18 protein-coding genes are annotated in these 22,506 nt (G+C 70.4%); 12 read left to right on the top strand and 6 right to left on the bottom strand.

From position 1 onward, the window contains the following. The first annotated feature begins 43 nt into the window (after positions 1–43). From ACW7GZ_RS01240 to ACW7GZ_RS01230, 3 genes are all read left to right on the top strand, one after another. A complete protein-coding gene (locus ACW7GZ_RS01240) occupies positions 44–1,564 on the top strand; it encodes an amino acid permease (RefSeq protein ID WP_457001592.1) in 1,521 nt (506 codons plus the stop codon). A 2-nt stretch (positions 1,565–1,566) separates the two neighbouring features. Continuing rightward, positions 1,567–2,448 carry an ATP-grasp domain-containing protein gene (locus ACW7GZ_RS01235; protein WP_457007403.1) on the top strand — a complete coding sequence of 294 codons (882 nt, stop codon included), beginning with the start codon at positions 1,567–1,569 and terminating at the stop codon, positions 2,446–2,448. A gap of 94 nt (positions 2,449–2,542) precedes the next feature. After that, the gene (locus ACW7GZ_RS01230) at positions 2,543–3,886 is read left to right on the top strand and encodes a hypothetical protein (RefSeq protein WP_457001595.1); all 1,344 of its coding nucleotides are present in this window, start codon (positions 2,543–2,545) and stop codon (positions 3,884–3,886) included. Between the two features lie 15 nt (positions 3,887–3,901). On the opposite strand, the gene dbpA is transcribed toward ACW7GZ_RS01230, so the two are convergent. Together dbpA and ACW7GZ_RS01220 are read right to left on the bottom strand one after the other, a co-directional pair. Continuing rightward, positions 3,902–5,290, bottom strand: coding sequence for an ATP-dependent RNA helicase DbpA (dbpA, locus tag ACW7GZ_RS01225; protein WP_457007401.1), 1,389 nt, complete (start codon positions 5,288–5,290; stop codon positions 3,902–3,904). 139 nt (positions 5,291–5,429) lie between these two features. After that, positions 5,430–5,699, bottom strand: a complete 270-nt coding sequence (locus ACW7GZ_RS01220; protein ID WP_457001598.1) for a hypothetical protein — start codon at positions 5,697–5,699, stop codon at positions 5,430–5,432. 180 nt (positions 5,700–5,879) lie between these two features. On the opposite strand from ACW7GZ_RS01220, the gene ACW7GZ_RS01215 reads away from it, so the two are divergent. The 8 genes from ACW7GZ_RS01215 (at position 5,880) to ACW7GZ_RS01180 (ending at position 17,629) form a co-directional block, all read left to right on the top strand. Beyond that, a complete protein-coding gene (locus tag ACW7GZ_RS01215; RefSeq protein ID WP_457002834.1) occupies positions 5,880–8,288 on the top strand; it encodes a DEAD/DEAH box helicase in 2,409 nt (802 codons plus the stop codon). Beyond that, a complete protein-coding gene (locus ACW7GZ_RS01210; protein ID WP_457007399.1) occupies positions 8,285–9,217 on the top strand; it encodes a ribonuclease H-like domain-containing protein in 933 nt (310 codons plus the stop codon). The genes ACW7GZ_RS01215 and ACW7GZ_RS01210 overlap by 4 nt, the downstream gene beginning before the upstream one ends. 132 nt (positions 9,218–9,349) lie before the next feature. Further along, positions 9,350–9,835: a pyridoxamine 5'-phosphate oxidase family protein gene (locus ACW7GZ_RS01205; RefSeq protein WP_457001603.1), complete on the top strand. Its 486-nt coding sequence runs from the start codon at positions 9,350–9,352 to the stop codon at positions 9,833–9,835. Between the two features lie 12 nt (positions 9,836–9,847). Continuing rightward, positions 9,848–10,843, top strand: coding sequence for a ligase-associated DNA damage response exonuclease (locus tag ACW7GZ_RS01200; protein ID WP_457007397.1), 996 nt, complete (start codon positions 9,848–9,850; stop codon positions 10,841–10,843). Further along, the gene (locus ACW7GZ_RS01195; protein ID WP_457007395.1) at positions 10,843–12,522 is read left to right on the top strand and encodes an ATP-dependent DNA ligase; all 1,680 of its coding nucleotides are present in this window, start codon (positions 10,843–10,845) and stop codon (positions 12,520–12,522) included. The genes ACW7GZ_RS01200 and ACW7GZ_RS01195 overlap by 1 nt, the downstream gene beginning before the upstream one ends. Next, positions 12,522–15,023 carry a ligase-associated DNA damage response DEXH box helicase gene (locus ACW7GZ_RS01190; protein ID WP_457007393.1) on the top strand — a complete coding sequence of 834 codons (2,502 nt, stop codon included), beginning with the start codon at positions 12,522–12,524 and terminating at the stop codon, positions 15,021–15,023. The genes ACW7GZ_RS01195 and ACW7GZ_RS01190 overlap by 1 nt, the downstream gene beginning before the upstream one ends. Positions 15,024–15,027: 4 nt before the next feature. After that, the gene (gene pdeM, locus ACW7GZ_RS01185; protein WP_457007952.1) at positions 15,028–15,717 is read left to right on the top strand and encodes a ligase-associated DNA damage response endonuclease PdeM; all 690 of its coding nucleotides are present in this window, start codon (positions 15,028–15,030) and stop codon (positions 15,715–15,717) included. 91 nt (positions 15,718–15,808) lie between these two features. Then, positions 15,809–17,629 carry a DUF885 domain-containing protein gene (locus ACW7GZ_RS01180; RefSeq protein WP_457001609.1) on the top strand — a complete coding sequence of 607 codons (1,821 nt, stop codon included), beginning with the start codon at positions 15,809–15,811 and terminating at the stop codon, positions 17,627–17,629. 71 nt (positions 17,630–17,700) lie between these two features. On the opposite strand, the gene ACW7GZ_RS01175 is transcribed toward ACW7GZ_RS01180, so the two are convergent. Together ACW7GZ_RS01175 and ACW7GZ_RS01170 are read right to left on the bottom strand one after the other, a co-directional pair. Continuing rightward, positions 17,701–18,189 (bottom strand): BON domain-containing protein, encoded by a 489-nt coding sequence (locus ACW7GZ_RS01175; RefSeq protein WP_457007391.1) that lies wholly within the window; start codon positions 18,187–18,189, stop codon positions 17,701–17,703. Between the two features lie 99 nt (positions 18,190–18,288). Next, the gene (locus ACW7GZ_RS01170; RefSeq protein ID WP_457007390.1) at positions 18,289–19,128 is read right to left on the bottom strand and encodes a hypothetical protein; all 840 of its coding nucleotides are present in this window, start codon (positions 19,126–19,128) and stop codon (positions 18,289–18,291) included. A 119-nt stretch (positions 19,129–19,247) separates the two neighbouring features. Between ACW7GZ_RS01170 and ACW7GZ_RS01165 the strand changes: the two genes are divergently transcribed. Beyond that, on the top strand, positions 19,248–19,640 hold the full coding sequence (locus tag ACW7GZ_RS01165; protein WP_457001615.1) for a hypothetical protein: 393 nt from the start codon (positions 19,248–19,250) through the stop codon (positions 19,638–19,640). Between the two features lie 87 nt (positions 19,641–19,727). Here ACW7GZ_RS01165 and ACW7GZ_RS01160 read toward each other — a convergent pair whose 3' ends face one another. Then, on the bottom strand, positions 19,728–21,323 hold the full coding sequence (locus ACW7GZ_RS01160) for a M20/M25/M40 family metallo-hydrolase (RefSeq protein WP_457007388.1): 1,596 nt from the start codon (positions 21,321–21,323) through the stop codon (positions 19,728–19,730). A 124-nt stretch (positions 21,324–21,447) separates the two neighbouring features. After that, positions 21,448–22,497, bottom strand: a complete 1,050-nt coding sequence (locus ACW7GZ_RS01155) for an NAD(P)-dependent alcohol dehydrogenase (protein ID WP_457001619.1) — start codon at positions 22,495–22,497, stop codon at positions 21,448–21,450. Between the last annotated feature and the right edge of the window lie 9 nt (positions 22,498–22,506).

The raw sequence follows: 22,506 nt of genomic DNA, 5'->3' as shown, positions 1-22,506 counted from the left end.
AGCCTGCTGCACGGACGGCCCACGCCTCCGCATGAGCGATCCAATGAGCCAGCAGCCCCGCGCCAGCAGCAGTCCGTCCCGCAGTCTCTTCCGCACCAAGTCCATCGAGCAGACCATCGCCGATTCCGTCGAGCCGGGACGCGAGCTCAAGCGCTCGCTCACCGCCTGGGACCTGATGATCCTGGGCGTGGCGGTGGCGGTGGGCGCAGGCATCTTCTCGGTCGGCGCGCGCGCCGCCGGCAGCTTCGCCGGCCCGGCAGTCACGGTGTCGTTCATGCTCGCCGCGCTTGCCTGCGCGCTGGCGATCATGTGCTACGCGGAGTTCGCATCCAGCATTCCGGTTGCAGGCAGCGCCTACACCTACACCTACGCGACGCTCGGCGAGTTCCTTGCCTGGATCATCGGCTGGGACCTGATCCTGGAGCTGCTGACCGCCGGTGCGGTGATCGCCAAGTACTGGGGCATCTATCTGGCGATGGTGTTCGAGCTGTTCGACGTGCACATACCGACCACGATCAGCGTGCTCGGGCTGGCCATGGACTGGGGCCCGCTTTTCATCGTCGGCGTATTCACCGCGCTGCTGATCCTTGGCACCAAGATGTCGGCGCGGGTCAACAACGTGTTCACCCTGATCAAAGTCGGCATCGTGGTGTTCGTGATCGTGGTCGGCCTGACTTACTTCAACGCCGACAACCTCACGCCCTTCGTGCCGCCGTCCGAGCCCGCAGGGGGCGCAGGCGGAGAGGTCTGGTCGCAGTCGCTGCTGTCCTGGCTCACCGGCGCAGCACCGGCGAAGTACGGCATCGCGGGCGTGCTGTCGGGCGCGGCCCTGGTGTTCTTCGCCTTCATCGGTTTCGACGTGGTCGCGACCTCGGCGGAAGAGGTCAAGGATCCGCAGCGCACCCTGCCACTGGGCATCTTCGGCGGCCTGGCCGTGGTCACGCTGCTCTACATCGGCGTCGCCTTCGCGCTTACCGGCATGGTGCCGTACACGGTGCTGGCCGAAGCGGAGAATCCGTCGCTGGCGACTGCGTTCGTTGCCGTGGGCGCGCCCTGGGCGGCGCAGGTGATCTCGGTCGGCATCCTGATTGGCCTGACCACGGTGATCATGGTGCTGCTGATGGGTCTGTCGCGGGTGCTGCTGGCGATGAGCCGCGACGGCCTGCTGCCGCGCTGGCTCAGCGTCACCTCTGAAACCCGCAAGACACCGGTGCGCCTGCAGCTGATCAGCGGCGTGGCGGTGGCGCTGCTGGCCGGCTTCACCCAGGTCGAGATCCTGGAAGAGATGATCAACATCGGCACGCTGTCGGCCTTCGTGCTGGTGAGCCTGGCGGTGGTGGTGCTGCGGCGCACGCGCCCGGACCTGAAGCGCGGCTATCGGGTGCCGTTCTCGCCGGTGCTGCCGATCGTCTCCGCGCTGCTGTGCTTCTACCTGATGCTCAACCTGACCACGCTGACCTGGGTGCGCTTCGCCGTCTGGCTGGCGATCGGTACCGTCATCTATTTCGCCTACGGGCGTCGGCATGCGCGCGTGGGTCATCTGGACGCGGCCGGAGAAGGTTGAGCGTGATCGAGGTTGCGATCCTCACGCCCGACCCCGCGGTCGGCGAATACGAGCAGCTGTGGCCCGTGGTGCTTGCGCGCCTGCAGGCCACGCTGCATGACGAAGGCATCCACGCAACGCCAACACCCTGGACGGCGCACGTGGGCGATGCCGCCCGACTGCGCGATTTCGCGCAGGTGCTGCCGCTGCTGGCCTGGAGCTACCACCTCGACCACGCGCGCTGGCTCGAGGCTTGCGTGACCTGGCGGCTCGCAGGCGTGCCAATGGCCAATCCCGCTGATGTGCTGGCGTGGAATTCCGACAAACGCTATCTCGTCGACCTGTCCGCGCGTGGCATCGCGATCCCGCACACGGTGTGGATGCAGGAGCCGTCGCGCGTCCAGCTCGAACAGACTTTCGATGACACCGGCGCCAGCGAACTGATCGTCAAGCCGTCGGTCTCCGGCGGCGCATGGAAGACGCAGCGCGTAGGCCGCGACGGCATCGATGAAGCCGTGGCCGCGGCCGCCGGCGGCGGCGACATGCTGGTGCAACCCTACCTGCCAACGATCGCCAGCGAAGGCGAAACCTCGCTGCTTTACTTCGGCGGGAAGCTCTCGCACGTGGTGAACAAGCGTCCCGTGCCCGGCGACTTCCGCGTGCAGGAAACCTTCGGCGGGCAGTACACGCTGCTGCGGGAGCCGCCTGCGGGCGCGCTTGAACTGGCCGGAAAGACACTCGCGGCCATCGACGCACCGCTGCTGTACGCGCGCATCGACGTCGTGCCCGGCGCAGACGGCCGCTGGCTGCTGATGGAAGCGGAGCTGATCGAACCCGATTTCTACCTGGGCGTCGATCCCCGGCGTGGCGCGGCCTTCGCACAGGCGCTGCGCGCCCGGATCTGAGCCCTGCTATCGTTCTGGCGCGACCGGTGGGGACCGGGCGATGAAGGGGGTGCGCATGCGGGTGGAAATGTCATCACGGCGGAGCGCTCGGGTGTTGGGCAGGCTGCTGCTCGCCGGCGTCCTGTGCCTGGGCGCCGCGGCGCTGGCCAATGGCGAAGCCCTTGCCGATGACCCCGCCGATGCCGTCGCGCGCGCGGAGGCCCTGGTCAACGCCGAAGCCCTCACCGAGGCCCGTGCCATCCTCGATGCAGTGCTCGAGGCCGATCCCGGCTACGCGCCGGCCCATCGCGAGTACGCGCGCATCCATATCAGCGAGGCTCACCTCTACGGCGAAGGCCATGACCCGCAGGGAATGACCAGGGCGGCGCAGGCGCTCGGGCGCGCGATCGAACTGTCGCCGCGGTTCGCGGAAGCGCATGTGCTGATGGGTCACGTGCACGCGCTCGAGGGCCGCAACGACGCCGCCCGCGTCTCCCTGACGCTCGCCGGAGACATCGGGGGGGCGAGTCCATGGCTGCACCTCAACTGGGCCACCCTGCATACGAACGAAGGCGACCACGAAGCGGCTCTCGAGCGTTGCAGGCGTGTGGACGTTGCGGCGGTGACGACACGCATTCTGTACGCCACCAACAGCTGCGTGATCAACGCGCTGATCTCCCTGGAGCGGCTTGGCGAAGCCGATGCCGCTTATGTCGAAGCCGTGGCTGGGGAGCCCGGCCATGCCTGGCGTCGCGGCAACTATGCTGCCTTCCTGCTCTGTCGCCGCGACCAGCCCCTCGAGGCTGCAGCGTACGCGCGCGAAGCGATCGATCTGGCGGACTCCGTCTGGGCGCGCGCGACGCTCTCGAGCGCCCTGTACGCGCACTGGGCGCGACAGTTCCGGTCGGGCGATGCCGATGCCGAGGCCGATGCATGGCAGCGCGCCATCGTGGCCTCGACCTATGAGCCGGTCGACGCCACGAACTTCCTGTGCGGTGGCCCCGCCACCATGGACCTCCTGCAGGCGCTGCGTGACAGTGGCCGCGGCCTGGCGGTGTCGCCCATGCTCGCGGTGCTGACCGCGGCCGAGGCGGCTGATGAGGGCGTGCCCGGGATGTTCGCTCTCACCGTAGCGGCGACGGGCAGCACCGAGAGCGGCTCCGTCTACCTCAATTCCGAGGAGGACTACCGTGACCAGCGCAACCTGACGATCCGGTTTTCCACCGCGGCCGCCGGAGCCTGGCGGACCTTGCACCGGGAAGATCCGCAGGCGCTGAAGGGCCGGCATGTCACCGTGATCGGCTATGTCTACAGGAAGCGCATCGACTTCACCGCGGCCGGCCTCCCTACCGGCAAGTTCTATTACCAGACCCACCTGATGGTCCACGAGGCGTCACAGGTCATGGTCGGCAGCCCGCCCGCGCCTCCCGCGCCGCGAATGGACCGCGACCGCATCTAGCCGCGGGGTGGGCTGCTACAGCGCAGCCACCCGGAACTTGCGGCCCTTGATCTTGCCCTCGCGCAGGCGTGCCAGCGCCTGCGGCGCCTGCGCGCGCGCGATCGCGACATAGGCGCGCGTGGCCAGCACGTCGATCTTGCCGATCGCCTTCGCCGACAGGCCGGCGTCGCCGGTCAGCGCGCCCAGGATGTCGCCGGGGCGCAGCTTGTCGCTCTTGCCGGCATCGATGCGCAGCGTGGCCATCGCGGCTTTGGGCACGCCCTTCGGCCGTCCTTCGACCGGCTGCGCGCGCTCGCGCGGCAGGGTGCGGAACTGGTGGTCCTCGATCGCCTCCATGCGCCGCAGCTCCTGCGGCGTGCACAGCGTCAGCGCCAGGCCTTCGCGCCCGGCACGCCCGGTGCGGCCGATGCGGTGCATATAGGTATCGGGGTCCGATGGCACGTCGTAGTTCACCACCGCGGCGAGGTCGTCGATGTCCAGGCCGCGCGCGGCGACGTCGCTGGCGACCAGCACGTTGCAGCTGCGGTTGGCGAAGCGCAGCAGGGTCTCGGCGCGGTCGCGCTGCTCCATGTCGCCGTGCAGGGCAAGCGCGTCGAAGCCGTAATGGTTCAGCGAGGCGGCGACTTCGTCGACGTCGCGGCGCATGTTGCAGAACACCACGCATGACTCGGGGCGATGCTCGAGCAGCAGCGACGCCAGCTGCGGCGCCTTGCGCTCGGGTTCGGCGTCCACCACCACCTGGGTGATGGCCGGCGCGCCGGCGCTGCCGCCGACGCTGACTTCCGCGGGGTCACGCAGCATGGTCCTTGCCAGCGCGCGGATCGTATCGGGGAACGTCGCCGAGAACAGCAGCCGCTGGCAATTGCGCGGAACGTGCCGGGCGACATCGCGGATCTGGTCCTCGAAGCCCATGTCGAGCATGCGGTCGGCTTCGTCGAGCACGAAGGTCTGGACGCCGCCAAGCTGCAGTGCGCCTTGGCCAAGCAGTTCCAGGATGCGTCCCGGGGTGCCCACGACCACGTGCGGCGCGTGAGCCAGCGACGCCAGCTGCGGCGCCAGCGGAATGCCGCCGCACAGCACCGACAGCTTCACGTTCGGAACCCCCAGGGCCAGCTTGCGCAGCTGGGCGCCGACCTGCTCGGCAAGCTCACGGGTGGGACACAGCACCAGCGTCTGGGTGCGCACCTGCGCCGGGTCCAGCCGCTGCAGCAGGCCCAGCCCGAAGGCAGCGGTCTTGCCGCTGCCGGTGGGCGCCTGGGCGATGAGGTCGCGGCCTTCTAGGATCGCGGGCAGCGCCTGGGCCTGCACCGGCGTCATCGCGGTGTAGCCGAGCGCTTCGACGCCGCGGAGCAGGGCCGGCGGCACGGGGAGGGTGGAGAAGGCGAGGGGCTGGTCGATATCCATGGCGCCATGATCGCAGCATTCCCTGCTGTGGGAGCGGCCATGGCCGCGATTCGGCGATGCCGGTCGCGGCTGTAGCCGCTCCCACAGGGTCGTCGCGAGACGGTGGCTGTCGGCGCTGCTCGCGACCTCGCCGTCTCTGTCAGCGTCGCTCGCGTCCTTCGTCGTCGCTGATCGTGTCGCTGCGCACGTCATCGGCGAAGGAACGGCCGTCGGCATCGACATCGCCCGGCTGGTCGTCCAGGGCCACGTCCAGGAGGTCGGCGCCGGTGTCGACGCCGATGTTGTCCATCGCTGAAATCGCGCGCGGGTCTTTCAGCTTCGGGCCGCTGGTCTCGGGCAGGTCGGTGCCGTCGTCGAGGCTGGATTCTTCCGCCGGGGCGTCGGGTCGGGTGGGGTTGGACTTGGCCATGGGGACACTCCGCTGCGTGGGGGAGACCACTGTGGTCGCTGGCGCGTCAAGGCCAGGCAAACATGGGCTGGGTCCTGCGCAGTCGCATGGGGTGAGACGCCGAACGTGCAGGCTGCGTGCCACGCCGCCTCGGAGCCCGCTTTGAACGCCATCACCCGGCCTGCCCAGGACATCGCGCCCATGGGCGGCAACACCCTGGCCGCCAGGCTCGAGGCCAAATACCCCGGCCGCGTCACCGGCAGCCTGCTCCTGCCCGGCCAGGAGGGTGAATACGAGCCGCTACCCGACGACCTGCCGGAGCAACTGGCCCGCGCCCTGCGCGCGCGCGGCATCGATCGCCTGTACAGCCACCAGGCCCGCGCCTGGAAGGCGACGCAGGCCGGCCGGCACCTGGTGGTGGCCACGCCCACGGCGTCGGGAAAGTCGCTGTGCTACACGCTGCCGGTGGTCGCCGGCGCGCTGCGCGAGCGCGGCAAGGCGCTGTACCTGTTCCCGACCAAGGCGCTGGCACAGGACCAGGTGTCGGATCTGCTGGAGCTCAACGCCGCCGGCGACCTCGGCCTGCGCGCGGCCACCTTCGACGGCGACACCCCGGGCGATGCGCGCCGCGCGATCCGCGTCAGCGGCGACATCGTGGTCAGCAATCCCGACATGCTCCACCAGGGCATCCTGCCGCACCACACCAAATGGGCGCAGTTTTTCGAGAACCTGCGCTACGTGGTGATCGACGAGATCCACACCTATCGCGGCGTGTTCGGCAGCCACGTTGCCAACGTGATCCGCCGGCTGCGGCGGGTGTGCGCGTTCTATGGCGCGTCGCCGACCTTCATCCTCTGCTCGGCGACCATCGGCAACGCCGGTGAGCACGGGCGCGCGCTGATCGAAGCCGCGATCGACGAAGTCGAGGTGATCGAAGACAGCGGTGCGCCGCGCGGCGACAAGCACGTACTGCTGTGGAATCCGCCGGTGATCAATCCCGACCTGGGTATCCGCGCGTCGGCGCGTTCGCAGTCGAACCGCATTGCGCGGCTGGCGATTCGCGCCGGGCTCAAGACCCTGGTGTTCTGCCAGTCGCGGTCGATGGTCGAGGTGCTGACCAAGTACCTGAAGGAAGTCTTCGACCACGACCCGCGCAAGCCGCGGCGCATCCGTGCGTATCGCGGTGGCTACCTGCCGACCGAGCGCCGCGCCGTGGAGCAGGACATGCGCGCCGGGCGCATCGACGGCATCGTCAGCACGTCGGCGCTGGAGCTGGGTGTGGACATCGGCAGCCTGGACGTGGTGGTGCTCAATGGCTATCCCGGAAGCATCTCCGCCACCTGGCAGCGCTTCGGGCGTGCCGGGCGCAGGCAGCAGCCGTCGCTGGGCGTGCTGGTGGCGAGTTCGGAGGCGCTGGACCAGTACGTGGTGCGGCATCCGGAATTCTTTGCCGCGGCCAATCCGGAGCAGGCGCGGATCGAACCCGACCAGCCGCTGATCCTGCTCGACCACATCCGCTGCGCCGCCTTCGAGCTGCCCTTCCGCGACGGCGACGGCTTCGGGCCCGTGGACCCGGGTCCGTGGCTGGAGGTGCTGGCGGAGAGCGGCGTGCTGCACCAGGAGGGCGAGCGCTGGGAGTGGATCGCCGACAGCTATCCGGCCCAGGCGGTGAACCTGCGCTCGGTGGCCGACGGCAACTTCGTGGTGGTGGACCGCACCGACGGCCGCCAGGTGATCGTGGCCGAGGTCGATTACTCGGCGGCCGCGCTGACGCTGTACGAGGGCGCGATCCACATGATCCAGTCCGAGCCCTTCCAGGTGGAGCGCCTGGACTGGGAGGGCCGCAAGGCGTACGTCAAGCGCACGCAGGTCGACTACTACACCGATGCCATCGACTACACCAAGCTCAAGGTGCTTGACGACATGGAGCAGGCGCCGGCCGGGCAGGGCTCTGCGCACATGGGCGAGGTGCACGTGCTGCGGCGGGTGTCGGGCTACAAGAAGATCCGCTTCCACACCCACGAGAACATCGGCTACGGGCCGGTGACGCTGCCCGACCAGGAGCTGCATACCAGCGCGGTCTGGTGGCAGCTGCCGCAGCTGGTGCTGGAGGATGCGTTCGCGATGCGCCACGAGGCGCTGGACGGCTTCCTCGGCGCCGCGCACGCGCTGCACCTGGTGGCGCAGGTGTCGGTGATGGCGGAATCGCGCGACCTGCTGAAGGCGGTGGGCAGCGGAGACGGGGCGTGGTTTGCCGGGCGCAACGCGAGGGGGCGTGGGCAGCTGCGTGGTGGTGATGGCGAGGCTGGAGACGGTGCAATGGCGCTGCGCGGCGACGCCAACTCCAACGTACATGTGCTTGATCCAGCCGGTCGTTTCACACCAACGCTGTATCTCTACGACAACTATCCCGGCGGAGTGGGGCTGTCTTCGCCGCTGTACGAACGTCGCGAGGAGCTCGTTGCGCGCGCACGCGCGGTGGTGTCGGATTGCGACTGCCATGCCGGCTGCCCGGCCTGCGTCGGCCCGATCCTCGAGGCCGACGAGGGTGGTAGCGGCACGCCGCGGCAGCTCGCGCTGCGGGTGCTCGACCTGCTGGTCGCGGCGTGAGCGCGCTGGCCAGGAAGCTCGCTGGGCTGCGCAAGCAGGCGGGCGTGGCAGCGGGCATGACGGGTGGGGTGGAACCGGTGTCCGAACGCGTCGCGGCTGCTCCGCACCGTCACGATGCCACCGCATCCGCGCGCGCGGCCAAGGCATCGCATGAGGCCACGATCGCCCAGCTCCGCACCCTGCTGAGGATCCGCGCGCCGGCGCCGGTCGCCGCCCCGCGCAGTATCGACCGCGCGCTGCCTGGCGAGGAGGTTTCGCCCGGTCTTCGCTATTTCGAGCAATGGGCGCCTTGGCCGGAGGGCGAGGATGTCCTGCCACTCCACGGCATCGGCCAGGACACGATCGCCCGCGAACACCTGCTCGCCTTCGACACCGAAACCACCGGGCTTGCCGGCGGCACCGGCACCCGCGCCTTCATGATCGGCGCCGCCGACTGGCGCGACGGCGGCCTGCGCATCCGCCAGCTGTGCATCACCCGGCTGGCGGCGGAAGAGGCGATGCTTCGTGCGTTCGCCGGCTGGCTGGACGAAGGCACTGCGCTGGTCAGCTACAACGGCAAGAGCTACGACCGCCCGCTGCTGTCCACGCGCTACCGCCTCGCGCGCCTGCCGGATCCGGTGTTCGGGCGCCGCCACATCGACCTGCTGCACCCGGTGCGGCGGCGCTACCGCGGCGTCTGGGCCAACTGCCGGCTGGCGACGGTGGAGCGGGAACTGCTCGGCGTGCTTCGCGAGGACGACCTGCCGGGCTCCGAAGCGCCCGGCGCGTGGCTGGGCTACCTGCGCGGCGGCAGCGCGTCCAAGCTGCGCCGCGTCGGCCTGCACAACGCCCAGGACCTGCGCAGCCTGTGCGGCCTGCTGGAAGCACTGCAGGACAAGGGCGAGGGCGAGGGCGAGTCGACGGTCGGCCCCCTCCCGGACATCGCCTGAGACGCCCCCACAAGAGCCGCTTCCCACAGGGCCGCTCCCACAGCGGAGAGCCCGGTCTCCGAAGCGGGCGCGCACGTCGTTGTCACCCGCGCGGTGATTACATCGGGGGCCGAACCCCATGTGGAGACGATCATGACCGACCCCCGCGAACTCGAAGAGAAATTCTGGAAGGCACTTGAGAGCGACCGCACGGTCATGCTGGGCCTGGATGGCCAGGAGGACGGCCACGCCAGGCCGATGACCGGGATGGCGGAAGAGCGGCGCGCGCCGATCTGGTTCTTCACCTCGGCCGACAACCTGCTGGTGAAGCAGCTGGGTTCCGGCAGCGGCCGCGCCATCGCCGGCTTCGCATCCAAGGGCCACGACCTGTTCGCCAGCATCCGCGGCGCCCTGCGCGTGGACACCGACCGCGCCGTGGTCGAGCGGCTGTGGAATCCCTTCGTCGGCGCCTGGTACCAGGGCAAGGACGATCCCAAGCTGCGCCTGCTGCGCCTGGATGCGGAGGACGCCGAGGTCTGGATCGATGCCTCCAGCATGGTCGCCGGCGTGAAGATGCTGCTGGGCATGGATCCGAAGAAGGAATACAGCGACAAGGTCGGCGACGTCGACCTGCGCTGAGCGGAGCGCGCAGTGGCCCGGGGTGATCTGGTGGTTTCGACGCCCGAAGGGCTGTACTGCCCCGCCGGCGATTTCCACATCGATCCCTCGCGGCCGGTGCCGCGCGCGGTGATCACCCATGGCCACGGCGATCATGCGCGTCCGGGCATGGGCATCTACCACGTTGCGGAGCAGGGGCTGCCGATCCTGCAGTGGCGGCTGGGCGAGCAGGACTACCGCGCGCACGCGCTCGGCGAGCGTGCAGCCGTCGGCGGTGCGCTGGTGTCCTTCCACCCGGCCGGGCACGTGCTGGGCTCGACCCAGGTGCGGATCGAGGCGGGCGGGGAGGTCTGGGTGGCGTCGGGCGACTTCAAGCGCGATCCGGATCCAACCTGCCTGCCGTTCGAGGTCGTTCCCTGCGACGTGTTCATCACCGAGTCGACCTTCGGTCTGCCGATCTATCGCTGGCCAGCGACGACGGATGTCGCGCGCGACATTGTCGAGTGGCGCGAAGAGTGCGCCGGCAATGGCGAAGCCGCGATCCTGTACTGCTACGCCCTGGGCAAGGCGCAGCGCGTGTTGGCCGAACTTGCGGCACATACCGATCGGCCGGCGTTCGTGCACGGCGCGATCGACGCCGGCGTGCAGGTCTATCGCCAGGCCGGCGTGGCGATGCTCGATACCCGCCGCGTCGCCGACGAGGCGCGCGGCTCGGACTTCGCCGGCGAACTGGTGATCGCGCCACCATCGGCGGCGGGCAGCCCGTGGATCCGCCGGTTCAGGCGCGCGCAGCAGGGCTTCGCCTCGGGCTGGATGCGCATCCGCGGCAATCGCCGCCGGCGCAATTACGACCGTGGCTTCGTCGTGTCCGACCATGCCGACTGGCCGGCGCTGCTGCGCACCGCGCACGAGACCGGCGCGCGCCGGGTGATCGCCACCCACGGCAACACCGACGCGCTGGTGCGCGTGCTCAACGAACGCGGCATCGACACCGGCGTGTTCGCCACGGACTACGGCGAGGACGACTGATGCGCCGCTTCGCCGCCCTTTACGAGCGGCTCGACCGCAGCACCGGCACGAGCGACAAGCGCCGTGCGCTGGTCGCCTACTTCCGCGATGCGCCGCCGCGCGATGCCGCATGGGCGCTATGGCTGCTGGCCGGCGGCAAGGTCGGCGGCGCGCGCGCGAAGATCGCCGGCACCGGCGAGTTGCGCGCTTGGATCGGTGAAGAAAGCGGCACGCCTGACTGGCTGGTCGAGGCCTGCCATCACCAGGTCGGCGATCTGGCTGAGACCTTGGCCCTGCTGCTGGACGACCCGCCCGTCGACCACGGGAGCGACGCCCGTGGACAGAGCCATGACGCGGTCGATACCGGCCGCGACAGTGGCAGCAATGGTGGCCCCGCGGAAGAGGCCGGCCTCGCCGACTGGGTCGAATATCGCCTGGCGCCGATCGCCAACGCCGAGCCTGAAGCACGCCGCGCGGTGGTCGTCGGCGCGTGGCGCAGCCTCGTGTTCCGCGAACGCCTGGTATTCAACAAGCTGCTGACCGGCGCATTGCGCGTGGGCGTGTCGCAGGGCCTGGTGCAGCAGGCGCTCGCCGAACTGTCGGGCGTCGACATCGCCCTGATCGCGCAGCGCATGCTCGGCCGGTGGACGCCGAGCGCCGCCTTCCTCGAAGGCCTGCTTTCCGCGGAGCCGCAGGCCGGCGACGCCGCGCTACCGTATCCCTTCTTCCTGGCGTCGCCGCTGGAGGTCGCGCCGGACGCGCTTGGTCCGATCGAAGAGTGGCTGCTGGAGTGGAAGTGGGACGGCATCCGCCTGCAGCTGATCCGGCGCGAGGGTGACGTCGCTCTGTGGTCGCGTGGCGAGGAGCGCATGGACGGACGCTTCCCCGAAGTCGAAGCCGCCGCGGCGCTGCTTCCGCGCGACTGCGTGATCGATGGCGAACTGCTCGCCTGGCAGCCGGGTGAAGCGGATCCGATGCCGTTCAGCGCCCTGCAGACCCGCATCCAGCGGCTCAAGCCCGGTCCGAAGTCGCTCGCCGCCGCCCCCGCCCGCGTGCTTGCCTACGACCTGCTGGAGCTTGAGGGCGAAGACCTGAGGACGCGCCCGCTGCACGAGCGCCGCGCGCTGCTGGCGGAGCTGATTCCCGATTCCGGCACCGGCCGCATCGCGCTTTCTCCCAGCGTCCCCGCCGACGACTGGACCCACGCCGCCACGCTGCGCGAACAATCCCGCGGCCGCGGCGTCGAAGGCCTGATGCTCAAGCGCGCCGACTCGCCTTACCGCCATGGCCGCAAGCGCGGCGACTGGTGGAAGTGGAAGGTCGATCCGCTCAGCATCGACGCGGTGCTGATCTACGCCCAGTCCGGCCACGGCCGGCGCAGCACGCTGTTCACCGACTACACCTTCGGCCTGTGGGATGGCGACGCGCTGGTGCCGGTGGCCAAGGCCTACTCGGGTCTCGATGACGCCGAAATACTGCGCCTGGACCGCTGGATCCGCGTGCACACGCTGGAGCGCTTCGGACCGGTGCGCTCGGTGGAGGCGGTGCACGTGTTCGAACTCGGCTTCGAGGGCGTGAACCGCTCCGCGCGCCACAAGTCCGGCATCGCCGTGCGTTTCCCGCGCATCCTGCGCTGGCGCGAGGACAAGCCCGCGAGCGAAGCCGACCGGCTCGACAGCCTGCGGGCGCTGGCGCGGTGATGGCGGCGGGCAGCGCCATCCGCGGGTCCGGCGCGAACGTTGGCCGCGGCCGCGCCGACGCAGCCCTCATCGCATGGTTCACGGCCCAGGGCTGGCGTCCCGCAACATTCCAACGCGAAGCCTGGCGCCGCTACCTGCGCGGCGAGTCCGGGCTGCTGGTCACGCCGACCGGCAGCGGCAAGACCCTGGCCGCTGCCGGCGGGCCGCTGCTGGAAGCTTTGCGCCTGGGTGATGTGCCGGCGCCGAAGCGCGCGTCCGCGTCCACGCCGCCGCGCCTGCGCCTGCTCTGGATCACCCCGCTGCGCGCGCTCGCCGTGGACACCGTGCGCGCGCTGCGCGAGCCGATCGACGCACTCGGCGTGCCCTGGATCGTGGCCATGCGCACCGGCGACGCCGGCGCCCGCGATCGCCGGCTCGCGCGCAAGGGCCTGGCCGACGTGCTGGTCACCACGCCGGAATCGTTCGCGCTGGCGCTGTCGTACCCGGATGCCGGCGACATCCTGTCCGGCGTGCGCGCGGTGGTCGTCGACGAGTGGCACGAACTGCTCGGCAACAAGCGCGGCGTGCTGCTGCAGCTCTGCCTGGCGCGGCTGCGCGCGCTGGCCCCGGCCGCGCGCACCTGGGGCCTGTCGGCAACGCTGGGCAACCTCGACGAAGCCCGCGACGTGCTGCTCCCGCACGCGCCGGCGTCGGCCATCCTGTCCGCGCCGCGGCGGCGGAAGATGACCCTCGAGACCCTGCTGCCCGGCGAGGGCGAACGCTTCCCCTGGGCGGGCCATCTCGGCCTGTCGCAGCTCGAACGCGTCGCCGCCGTGCTGCAGCGCGCCCGCAGCAGCCTGCTGTTCACCAATACCCGCTCGCAGGCCGAACTCTGGCATCGCGCGCTGCAATCGGTGTGGCTGGATGATCCGTCCACGCTTGCGCTCCACCACGGCTCGCTCGATGCCTCGCTGCGCGCCGTCGCCGAGGCCGGCCTGCGCGACGGCAGCGTGCGCTGCGTGGTCGCCACCTCCAGCCTCGACCTCGGCGTCGACTTCCCCGCCGTAGACCAGGTGCTGCAGGTCGGTAGCCCCAAGGGCATGGCGCGGCTGCTGCAGCGCGGCGGGCGGGCGCGGCATCGGCCGGGCGAAGCCGGGCGCGTGGTCTGCGTGCCGACGCACGCGCTGGAACTGGCCGAGTACGCCGCGGCGCGCAGGGCGCTGACATCCGGACGCATCGAATCACGTCCGCCGCCGCGGCTGTCGCTCGACGTGCTGGCCCAGCACTGCGTCACCCTCGCGCTGGGCGGCGGCTTCGAACCCGACGCGCTGCTCGCCGAAGTTCGCGGCACCCATGCCTTCGCCGAACTGCCCGACGCCGCCTGGCAGGCCGTGCTCGATTTCATCGTGCGCGGCGGCAGCGCGCTGGAGTCCTATCCCGACTACCGCCGGGTGCTGCGCGACGACGACGGCGTCTATCGCGTGCACGACCGCCGCGTCGCCTTCCGCCACCGGCTGTCGATCGGCACCATCACCAGCGACGGCGGCGTGCAGGTGCGCTTCCTCAAGGGCGGCCACCTGGGCACGATCGAGGAGGCGTTCGTCTCGCGCCTGCGGCCGCGCGACGGGTTCCAGTTCGCCGGCCGCACGCTGGAGCTGGTGCAGCTGAAGGACATGACCGCCTACGTGCGCATCGCCAAGCGCAGCGACGGCGCCGTGCCGCGCTGGCAGGGCGGGCGCATGCCGCTGTCGAGCGAGTTGGCCGCGGAGGTCGAGGCGATCCTCGGGCAGCCCGCTGCGAGTCCGGAGATGCGCGCGCTGGCACCGCTGCTCGCGCTGCAGTCGAAGCTCTCGGCGCTGCCCACGCCCGACACCCTGCTGGTGGAGGCGGCGAAGACCCGGCAGGGCTGGCACCTGTTCGTCTTTCCCTTCGCCGGCCGTTCGGTGCACGAAGGCCTGGCGCCGCTGCTCGCCCTGCGCTGGGCGCGCGAGGCGCCCAACACCTTCGCCTGGGCGGTGAACGACTACGGCCTGGTGCTGAACGCGCAGGCCGAGGCCTGGCCCGACCCGGCGCTGCTGGAACGCATGCTCGCGCCCGATCGCCTGCTGGACGACCTCAACGCCAGCCTCAACCTGGCCGAGCTGGCGCGCAGGCAGTTCCGCGAGATCGCGCGCGTGGCCGGGCTGCTGCCGCCGTCGCTCCCGGGGCGCGCGATCCGCTCGCTGCGCCAGCTGCAGGCCTCCAGCGGCCTGCTGTACGACGTGCTGCGCCGCCACGATCCCGACCACGTGCTGCTGGCCCAGGCGGAGCGCGAGGTGCTGGAAGCGCAGCTCGAGATCCGCCGGCTGGGCGAGGCGCTGGAACGCTGCCGCGGGCGCCGGCTCGACCTGCACCGGCCCCGCGGCCTGACGCCGCTGGCCTTCCCGCTGTGGGCCGATTCCCTGCGCGGGCAGCTCAGCACCGAGGACTGGCGCACGCGCGTGCGGCGCGCGGCCGGGCAGCTCGAGAAGCGCCATGGATGAAGCCATGGGCGATGTCACCGACCTGCGCATCGCCGGCGAGCCGATGCGCCTGCACGCGGAGCGCGCGCTGTACTGGCCGGCACGCGGGCGCCTGCTGATCGCCGACCTGCACCTGGGCAAGGGCGACATCCTGCGCGCGGCCGGCATCCCCGTGCCCACCGGCGGCACCGGCCACGACCTCGCGCGCCTGGACGCGCTGCTGCGCGCCACCGCGGCCCGCGAGCTGTGGGTGCTGGGCGACTTCCTGCACGGCCGCCGCCATCCGCGCGTGGAGGCCGCCTGGCGCGCGCTGCTCGCCGCGCACCCCGGCGTCGTGGCCAGCGTGGTTGCCGGCAACCACGATCGCAGCCTCGCGCCTGAGGCCGTCGGCATCGTGTGCCTGCCCGATGATGTGCGCGATGGGCCATTCCGCTTCCGCCACGTGCCAGTGGCCGGCCCCGACAGCGATCCGGCCGGTTTTGATCGGGCGACGGGCTACGTGATCTGCGGCCACGTGCATCCGGTGGTGCGTCTGCCGGGTCTTCCGGGCCGCCATCCGGCGCTCGCGCTGGAGGCGCACCAGGCCATCCTGCCCGCGTTCTCGGCGTTCACCGGTGGCTGCGAGCTGGGCCCGGACAGGAGCTGGATCGCCTGCGCTGGCGGCGCGCTGCCTGGCCACAGGGCGCGTGCGTGGACTGCCGGCGCTGCGCCCTGATCGCCACGGCGCGCGCGCGTGGCGGGCGTGGCCGGCGGTCGGCCCGGCGTGGATTGGGCATACTCCCGGTCCCATCGAAGGAGACCGGCGCATGCTTTCCAGGGGTGCCAACCACCTGCGCGTTACCGCGCTGCTAGCTGTTTCGCTGCTCGCCTGCGCGGGCTCTGCCCAGGGCGCGCCCGCACAGGAGCCCGGCACGGACCCCGCGCCGCCGGCAACGGCCGCGACCGGCGCGCCCGCCGCCGATACGCCCGCAGGCGCGCTGCATGCGCTGTTCGACGCCCACGGCAAGTGGAACGAGCGGGAATACGGCTATGCACTCGTCGACGGGCGCTGGCGTGCACCTGGCCACCTGCCATCGAACACTCCGGAGACCTGGGAGCGCCGCGCCGCGTATTGGGCGGACACGCTGGCAAAGCTCGATGCGATCCCGGTCGATACGCTCTCGCGCGAGGACCGGGTCAACCTCGCCGTGTTCCGCGCCACGATCGAGGCCGACCATTCGAACGCCGTGCGCCGCACCTGGGAGGCGCCGTTCAACAGCGACACCTTCTTCTGGACCGGCTTCGCCCCGCGCGAACCTTGGCGCGAAGAGTCCGACTGGCGCAGCTACATCAGCCGCCTGCATGACTTGCCGCGCCACTTCCGCGAACACATCGACAACATGGAGCGCGGGCTGGCCCGCGGCTGGAGCGTGCCGCGGGCATCGCTGGACGACCGCGACAACACGATCGAGAGCTACACGCTCGAGGACGCGGGCAATCCCATTCTCGCCGCCTTCGACGCCATCCCGTCCTCGGTGCCCGAGCCCGCGCGCACGCGGCTGCGTGACGAGGGCAGGCGGGTCGTGCTGGAGGAGGTGGTGCCGGCCTACCGCCATCTGCTCGCTTACATGCGCGAGGACTACCTCCCGCGCACGCGCACCAGCATCGCGGCCAGCGCGCTGCCCGACGGCGCTGCGTTCTACCGCACGCAGATCCGCGAGTACGTCACCCGCGACATGGATCCGCGCGAGATCCACGAGCTGGGACTGGCCGAGGTCGCGCGGATCTCGGCGGAGATGCGCGAGGTGATGGCGCGCGCCGGCTTCGAGGGCACGTTCGAGGAGTTCCTGGCCTACCTGCGCTCGGATCCGGCGTTCTACGCGAAGACGCCGCGCGAACTCCTGGCCACCGCGGCCTGGGTCGCCAAGAAGGTCGACGGCCAGCTCAAGCACGTGCTCGGCACGCTGCCGCGCTACCGCTTCACCATCCTGCCGGTGGCCGACGACATCGCGCCCAACTACACCGCCGGCCGTGGTGGCCTGGACGCGTGCTGGTTCAATACCTACGACCTGCCGTCGCGGCCGCTGTACAACCTGCCGGCGCTGGTGCTGCACGAATGTTCGCCCGGCCACAGCCTGCAGGCGGCGCTCTCGCTGGAGGCGCCGGAGCGCCCGGCTTTCCGGGCAAGGACGTATTTCTCGGGCTACGGCGAGGGATGGGCGCTGTACACCGAGTGGCTGGGCACGCAGATGGGCATCTACGAGACGCCGTACGAGGACTTCGGCCGGCTCACCTTCGAGATGTGGCGCGCCGCGCGGCTGGTGATCGACACCGGCATCCACGAGTACGGCTGGAGCCGCGAGCAGGCGATCGAATACCTGGCAAGCCATACCGCGCTGGCGCGGCACGACATCGTCAACGAGGTCGACCGGTACATCTCCTGGCCGGGGCAGGCGCTGTCGTACTACATCGGCTACAAGACCATCCGCGACCTGCGCGCCGAGGCCGAGCGCGAACTGGGCACCGGCTTCGACCAGAAGGCGTTCCACGACACCATCCTGCGCCTGGGCTCGGTGCCGCTGCCGGTGCTCGACGACGAGATCCGTGCGTTCATCGCCGGGCAGAAGCAGGCCGCGGCCACCAACTGACTCCTGCGGAAGCCACCGCCCGTGGGAGCGGCTAAAGCCGCGATGGTCGCAGGGTCGCGGGCTTTTGGTCGCTAGAGGTTCGCCGAGGGTCCGGATGCTCCGCTGGTGGTGGATGCGGCGCCAACCGACGGCGGCGGGCCGACCCGCAGCGCGTTTTCCACGTCGCGCACGCCGCCGCAGTCATCGGCCAGGTCCTCGGCCAGTCGCTTCATCATCCGGTGTGGAACGCTGCCGGCGAGTTTCACCACGCCGTCCTGCACGGTGACGGTGATGTCGCTGGCGTCCAGGGCATCGCTGTCGGTGAGGGCATCGCAGACGTCCTCGCGCACGCGTCCGTCGTCGCGGCGGTAGCCTCGCGGGCCGATGCCGCGGTAGCCGTGCACGGTCACGCCGGCACCGGCAGCGCCAGCACCGCCTGCCGCGCGGCCCATGTTGAACTCTTCACGCTTCTCGCCCAGCCAGTCGCGGGCGGCGCCGACGCAGCGGCCACCCAGCTTCATCGCATCGCGCGCCACGTCGCGGAATTCCTCGCTCGCGGGGCCTGTGGTGGATCGGGTCATGGGAATGTCTCCATCGGGGGAAGTCGCGGGCACCCGGCCCGCTGTGGGCAGTGTCCACGGGGAGACGTTCAAGCGGCGTCATGCCTGCCTGTCGCAGGTTCAGCTGGCGTCGTCCATCGGATAGACCGCGCGGATCGGGCAGCCGAATTTGGCACCCAGGATCTGAAGCTGGTCGGACCCGGTCATCAGGAAGTCCGGATGCCTGCCGCTGGCCGCCGCCAGGGGCAGGCCGCGGCCGCTGTCCATCGCGATGCCGCCGCCGCCGCGGGTCCCTGTCCTGATGTCGTCACCCGGATTCCCGCAGATCAGGCCGATGCCCATGCCCGAGTGGAAGGCGGCCTCGACCGGACCGGCAAGATGCGGGCAGGACCGCATCAGTTCCACGCGGTAGTAGCGGTTGCCGCCCGAGCGACGCGGATTCACTTCCACCACCACGCCCTTGGGATCCTCGGACCAGCCGCGCACGTGCCGGGGGTTGAAGCAATAGCTGTGCGAGGCCGCAAACCCGTGCCGGCGCTCGCCCTTGACCACGACCGTCGCCAGCGTGGTGCTGCCGTCGGCGCCGGTCTGGCTGGCGCGCGCATGCCGGGCATATTCGGCGGAGGTGATCGGTTCGACCTCGTTGACCGGGCAGCTCCGCTCATCCATCGCCACGTATTCGTTGCCGGTGCCGCACATCCAGCCATCGGCGGCCAGCAGCCGCGCATTGCCGGTATCGGTGGCGCCGGAACAGTCCGCGCCCAACCCGACGCGGAAGCGCCGGCCATCGGACTGCACCATCGCCAGGGTCCGCTCGTCGGACTGGAACACTTCGCGCACTTCGCGTGCGTCCAGGCACTGCGGCTCGGGCGGGGTGCGCGCCTGGGCGAAGGCGGCGGACGGGGCGAGCAGCGCGAATGCCGCGCTGATGAACAGCAGTGGCAGGGCGAGTGCGGTCATGGCATCCATACCGGCGCAGGGGTGCATTCGAGTGTAGCGCATGCATCGTTTCGGCTGGCCGCTTGCCTCGTGCGCACCGGCGTTCCACGATGGCCGCCATCGAACGGACGGAGCGCCCCATGCAGACCATCAACGTGCCGGTGTCGGTCGGCGAGCTGGCCGACAAGATCTCGATCCTGCAGATCAAACACGAGCGGATCGGTGACGCTGCCAAGCGCGCGCATGTCGAAACCGAACTGGGTGGACTGCGGCCGATCTGGCGCGCGCTGGTCGACGCGCAGCCGGAACTCGCCGGATGCTACGACCGGCTGAAGGTGGCCAATGAGCTGATGTGGGACGTGCAGGACGGCCTCCGCGCCAGGGAGGCGGCCAAGGCCTTCGACCACGAATTCATCGAACTTGCGCGCGCGGTGGCCGTGCGCAACGGCGAGCGCGTGGCGATCAAGAACGAGATCAATCGCCTTTCGGGCTCCGCGTTCGTCGAGGAAAAGCAGTACCAGGCCGGAAGCTGATCGGTGCCCGACCCGCAGTAGGAGCAGCTATAGCTGCGACCGGGGTTTCCCCAAGGGTGCGGGTCGCAGCTGTAGCTCCTACGGGGACTATTTCGGGGTCGGGAGGGACTTGCGGGGCATGCGCTCTTCGCGCATCGCGGCGTGGTACGCGAACGAGGCGACGATGGCCGCGGCTTGCTTCAGGTCTTCCGGCTCCACGTGGTCCCAGGTGTCCAGGTGGGTGTGGTGGACGTTGGTGAAGTAGTCCAGCCGGTCCTGGATGAACTGGAAGCCGGGTAGGCCGACGCGGTCGAAGGCGATGTGGTCGGTGCTGCCGGTGTTGCGGGTGGCGACGGTGGTGGCGCCGACGTCGTGGAAGGGCTTGAGCCAGGCCTCGAAGATCGGCATCGCCGCCAGGTTCTCCTGGGCATGGATGCCGCGGAAGCGGCCGGAGCCGTTGTCCATGTTGAAGTAGACCGAGAAGCGCTCGTAGTCGGGCATTTTCTGCAGCGCGCCGGTCGGCTCGCGCAGCGAGGCCGGCAGGGCCTTCTGCGCAGGGTCGGTGGGCTCGGGGTACTTGGCGAACTTGCGCGCGACGTAGTCCTGCGAGCCAACCAGGCCCTGCTCCTCGCCGCTCCACAGCGCGACGCGGATGGTGCGCTCGGGCTTCGCGCCGACCGCCTTGAGGATGCGCATGGCCTCCATCATCACCGCCACGCCGGCGGCGTTGTCGGCGGCGCCGGTACCGGTGTGCCAGGAATCCATGTGCGCACCGAGCATGACGATCTCGGCGGCCTTGCGCCCGCGCCCGGGGATCTCGGCGATGGTGTTGTAGCCGGGCTGGTTGGCCTCGTCGATGAAGCGCGCATCGACGTTCACGCGAAGGCGCACGGTCTGCTCGGCCTTGAGCGCGCGCACCAGCGGATTGAAGTGCTCGGCGATCATCGCCAGCTCCGGGATGCCCACCGGTTCGCCGGCCTTGCGCGAGCCACCACCGGCCACGCGGATGATGCCGTTGTCCCAGCTGCTGATGCTGATCGCGGCCAGCGCGCCTTCCTCGGCGAAGAAAGTATTGACCGCCCGGTTGAGCTCCTGGCGCTCGGCGTACTCCTTGACCCGCTCGGCACGGTCGGCGGCCGCGGTCTTCGGCACCGTGAACTGCTGCAGGCCCTCCAGTGAGGTGGCGTCGTGGCGGTGCGAGTCCGGCTCGGTGCCGCGCTTGTATTCGCGCGCCTCGCCCAACAGCAGGATCTTGCCGCCCAGCTTGCCGCGGTAGTCCTCGATGTCGGCCAGCTTCTTGATCTCGACGTGCACCAGCTCGCCTTCCACCGGGCCGTTGGTGCCGGGGGTCCAGGCCTTGGGCAGGGCGTGCAGCTGCTGCGCGCGGTCGCTGAGCATTTCCACGCTGGCGGAGCTGAACTCCCAGCCGCGGCCGAAGTCGTCGAAGGCGTCGTCGTGGACCTTGGCCAGGCCCCATTCGTTGAACTTGCCGCGGGTCCAGGCATTGGCCTCGGCCATCTGCGGGGAGTTGGTCAGGCGCGCGCCGATGTTTTCGGTGAGGTGGCTGAAGGTCGCCATCACCTGGGAGTTGTGGAAGGCCTCCTGGCGGATCCGGCTGACCATGTCCAGGTCAACGGGCTCGTTTGCCACGGCCAAGCCGCTGAGGAGGGCCAGGCCGGCCACCAGTGCGCAACGCTTCAACATCGGGACTTCCTTTCGCGCCGCGGTGGGGCGCCTGCAGCGGGAAACTGTAGCGGCAGCGGGCGCCGGGCTCACCGGCCTTTAGTCACGGGGGCCGCCACCGGGCCCCCGCGCCCGCGCCGCGGACTCAGCCCCCCAGCGTCGCGCTGTCGATGACGAAGCGGTACTTCACGTCGCCCTTGAGCATGCGCTCGTAGGCGTCGTTGATCTCCTCCATGCGGATCATCTCGATGTCCGCGACGATCCCGTGCTCGGCGCAGAAATCCAGCATTTCCTGCGTTTCCGGAATGCCGCCGATCAGCGAACCGGCCAGCGAGCGTCGCTTCAGGATCAGGCTGAAGACGTTCGGCGACGGATGCGGCGTGGCGGGCGCACCGACCAGGGTCATCGCGCCGTCGCGCTTGAGCAGGGCGAGGAACGCGTCGAGGTTGTGCGGCGCGGCCACGGTGTTGAGGATGAAGTCGAAGCTCTTGCGGTGCGCGCGCATCTCGCCGGGGTTGCGCGAGACCACCACTTCATCCGCGCCCAGCGCCAGCGCCGCGTCCCGCTTGGATTCGGAGGTGGTGAACGCGACGACGTGCGCGCCCAGCGCGTGCGCGAGCTTGATGCCCATGTGGCCGAGCCCGCCGATGCCGACCACGCCGACCTTCTGCCCCGGACCGACCTTCCAGTGGCGCAGCGGCGACCAGGTGGTGATGCCGGCGCAGAGCAGCGGCGCCACCGCGGCCAGCTGGTCCTCGGGGTGGCGCACGCGCAGCACGTAGCGCTGGTCCACCACGATCTGCTGCGAGTAGCCGCCCAGGGTGTGGCCAGGTGCATCGGGCGTGGGCGAGTTGTAGGTGCCAACCATGCCGTCGCAATAGTTCTCCTGGCCGTCCTCGCACTCTCCGCACGTCCTGCAGCTGTCGACGATGCAGCCGACGCCGACCAGGTCGCCGACCTTGAACGCCGACACCGCGTCGCCCACCGCCGACACGCGGCCGACGATTTCATGGCCCGGCACGCAGGGGAACACCGTGCCCGCCCATTCCGCACGCACCTGGTGCAGGTCGGAGTGGCAGACGCCGCAGAAGGCGATGTCGATCTGTACGTCGCCCACGCCGGGGGCGCGACGGGTGATATCGATGGGTTCCAGTGGCTTGTCGCCGGCATGGGCGCCGTAGGCTTTGACTTGCATGGGAGTGTC

It is taken from the genome of Luteimonas sp. A537 (assembly GCF_054052065.1).
This window is presented reverse-complemented; position numbering and strand designations above follow the sequence as displayed.

Bases quoted from the DNA above. Each gene is read 5' to 3' on its own strand.
- ACW7GZ_RS01240 (WP_457001592.1), top strand. From the start codon at position 44: ATGAGCCAGCAGCCCCGCGCCAGCAGCAGTCCGTCCCGCAGTCTCTTC.
- dbpA (WP_457007401.1), bottom strand. From the start codon at position 5,290: ATGGATATCGACCAGCCCCTCGCCTTCTCCACCCTCCCCGTGCCGCCG.
- ACW7GZ_RS01220 (WP_457001598.1), bottom strand. From the start codon at position 5,699: ATGGCCAAGTCCAACCCCACCCGACCCGACGCCCCGGCGGAAGAATCC.
- ACW7GZ_RS01215 (WP_457002834.1), top strand. From the start codon at position 5,880: ATGGGCGGCAACACCCTGGCCGCCAGGCTCGAGGCCAAATACCCCGGC.
- ACW7GZ_RS01205 (WP_457001603.1), top strand. From the start codon at position 9,350: ATGACCGACCCCCGCGAACTCGAAGAGAAATTCTGGAAGGCACTTGAG.
- ACW7GZ_RS01195 (WP_457007395.1), top strand. From the start codon at position 10,843: ATGCGCCGCTTCGCCGCCCTTTACGAGCGGCTCGACCGCAGCACCGGC.
- ACW7GZ_RS01190 (WP_457007393.1), top strand. From the start codon at position 12,522: ATGGCGGCGGGCAGCGCCATCCGCGGGTCCGGCGCGAACGTTGGCCGC.
- pdeM (WP_457007952.1), top strand. From the start codon at position 15,028: ATGGGCGATGTCACCGACCTGCGCATCGCCGGCGAGCCGATGCGCCTG.
- ACW7GZ_RS01180 (WP_457001609.1), top strand. From the start codon at position 15,809: ATGCTTTCCAGGGGTGCCAACCACCTGCGCGTTACCGCGCTGCTAGCT.
- ACW7GZ_RS01175 (WP_457007391.1), bottom strand. From the start codon at position 18,189: ATGACCCGATCCACCACAGGCCCCGCGAGCGAGGAATTCCGCGACGTG.
- ACW7GZ_RS01170 (WP_457007390.1), bottom strand. From the start codon at position 19,128: ATGACCGCACTCGCCCTGCCACTGCTGTTCATCAGCGCGGCATTCGCG.
- ACW7GZ_RS01165 (WP_457001615.1), top strand. From the start codon at position 19,248: ATGCAGACCATCAACGTGCCGGTGTCGGTCGGCGAGCTGGCCGACAAG.
- ACW7GZ_RS01160 (WP_457007388.1), bottom strand. From the start codon at position 21,323: ATGTTGAAGCGTTGCGCACTGGTGGCCGGCCTGGCCCTCCTCAGCGGC.
- ACW7GZ_RS01155 (WP_457001619.1), bottom strand. From the start codon at position 22,497: ATGCAAGTCAAAGCCTACGGCGCCCATGCCGGCGACAAGCCACTGGAA.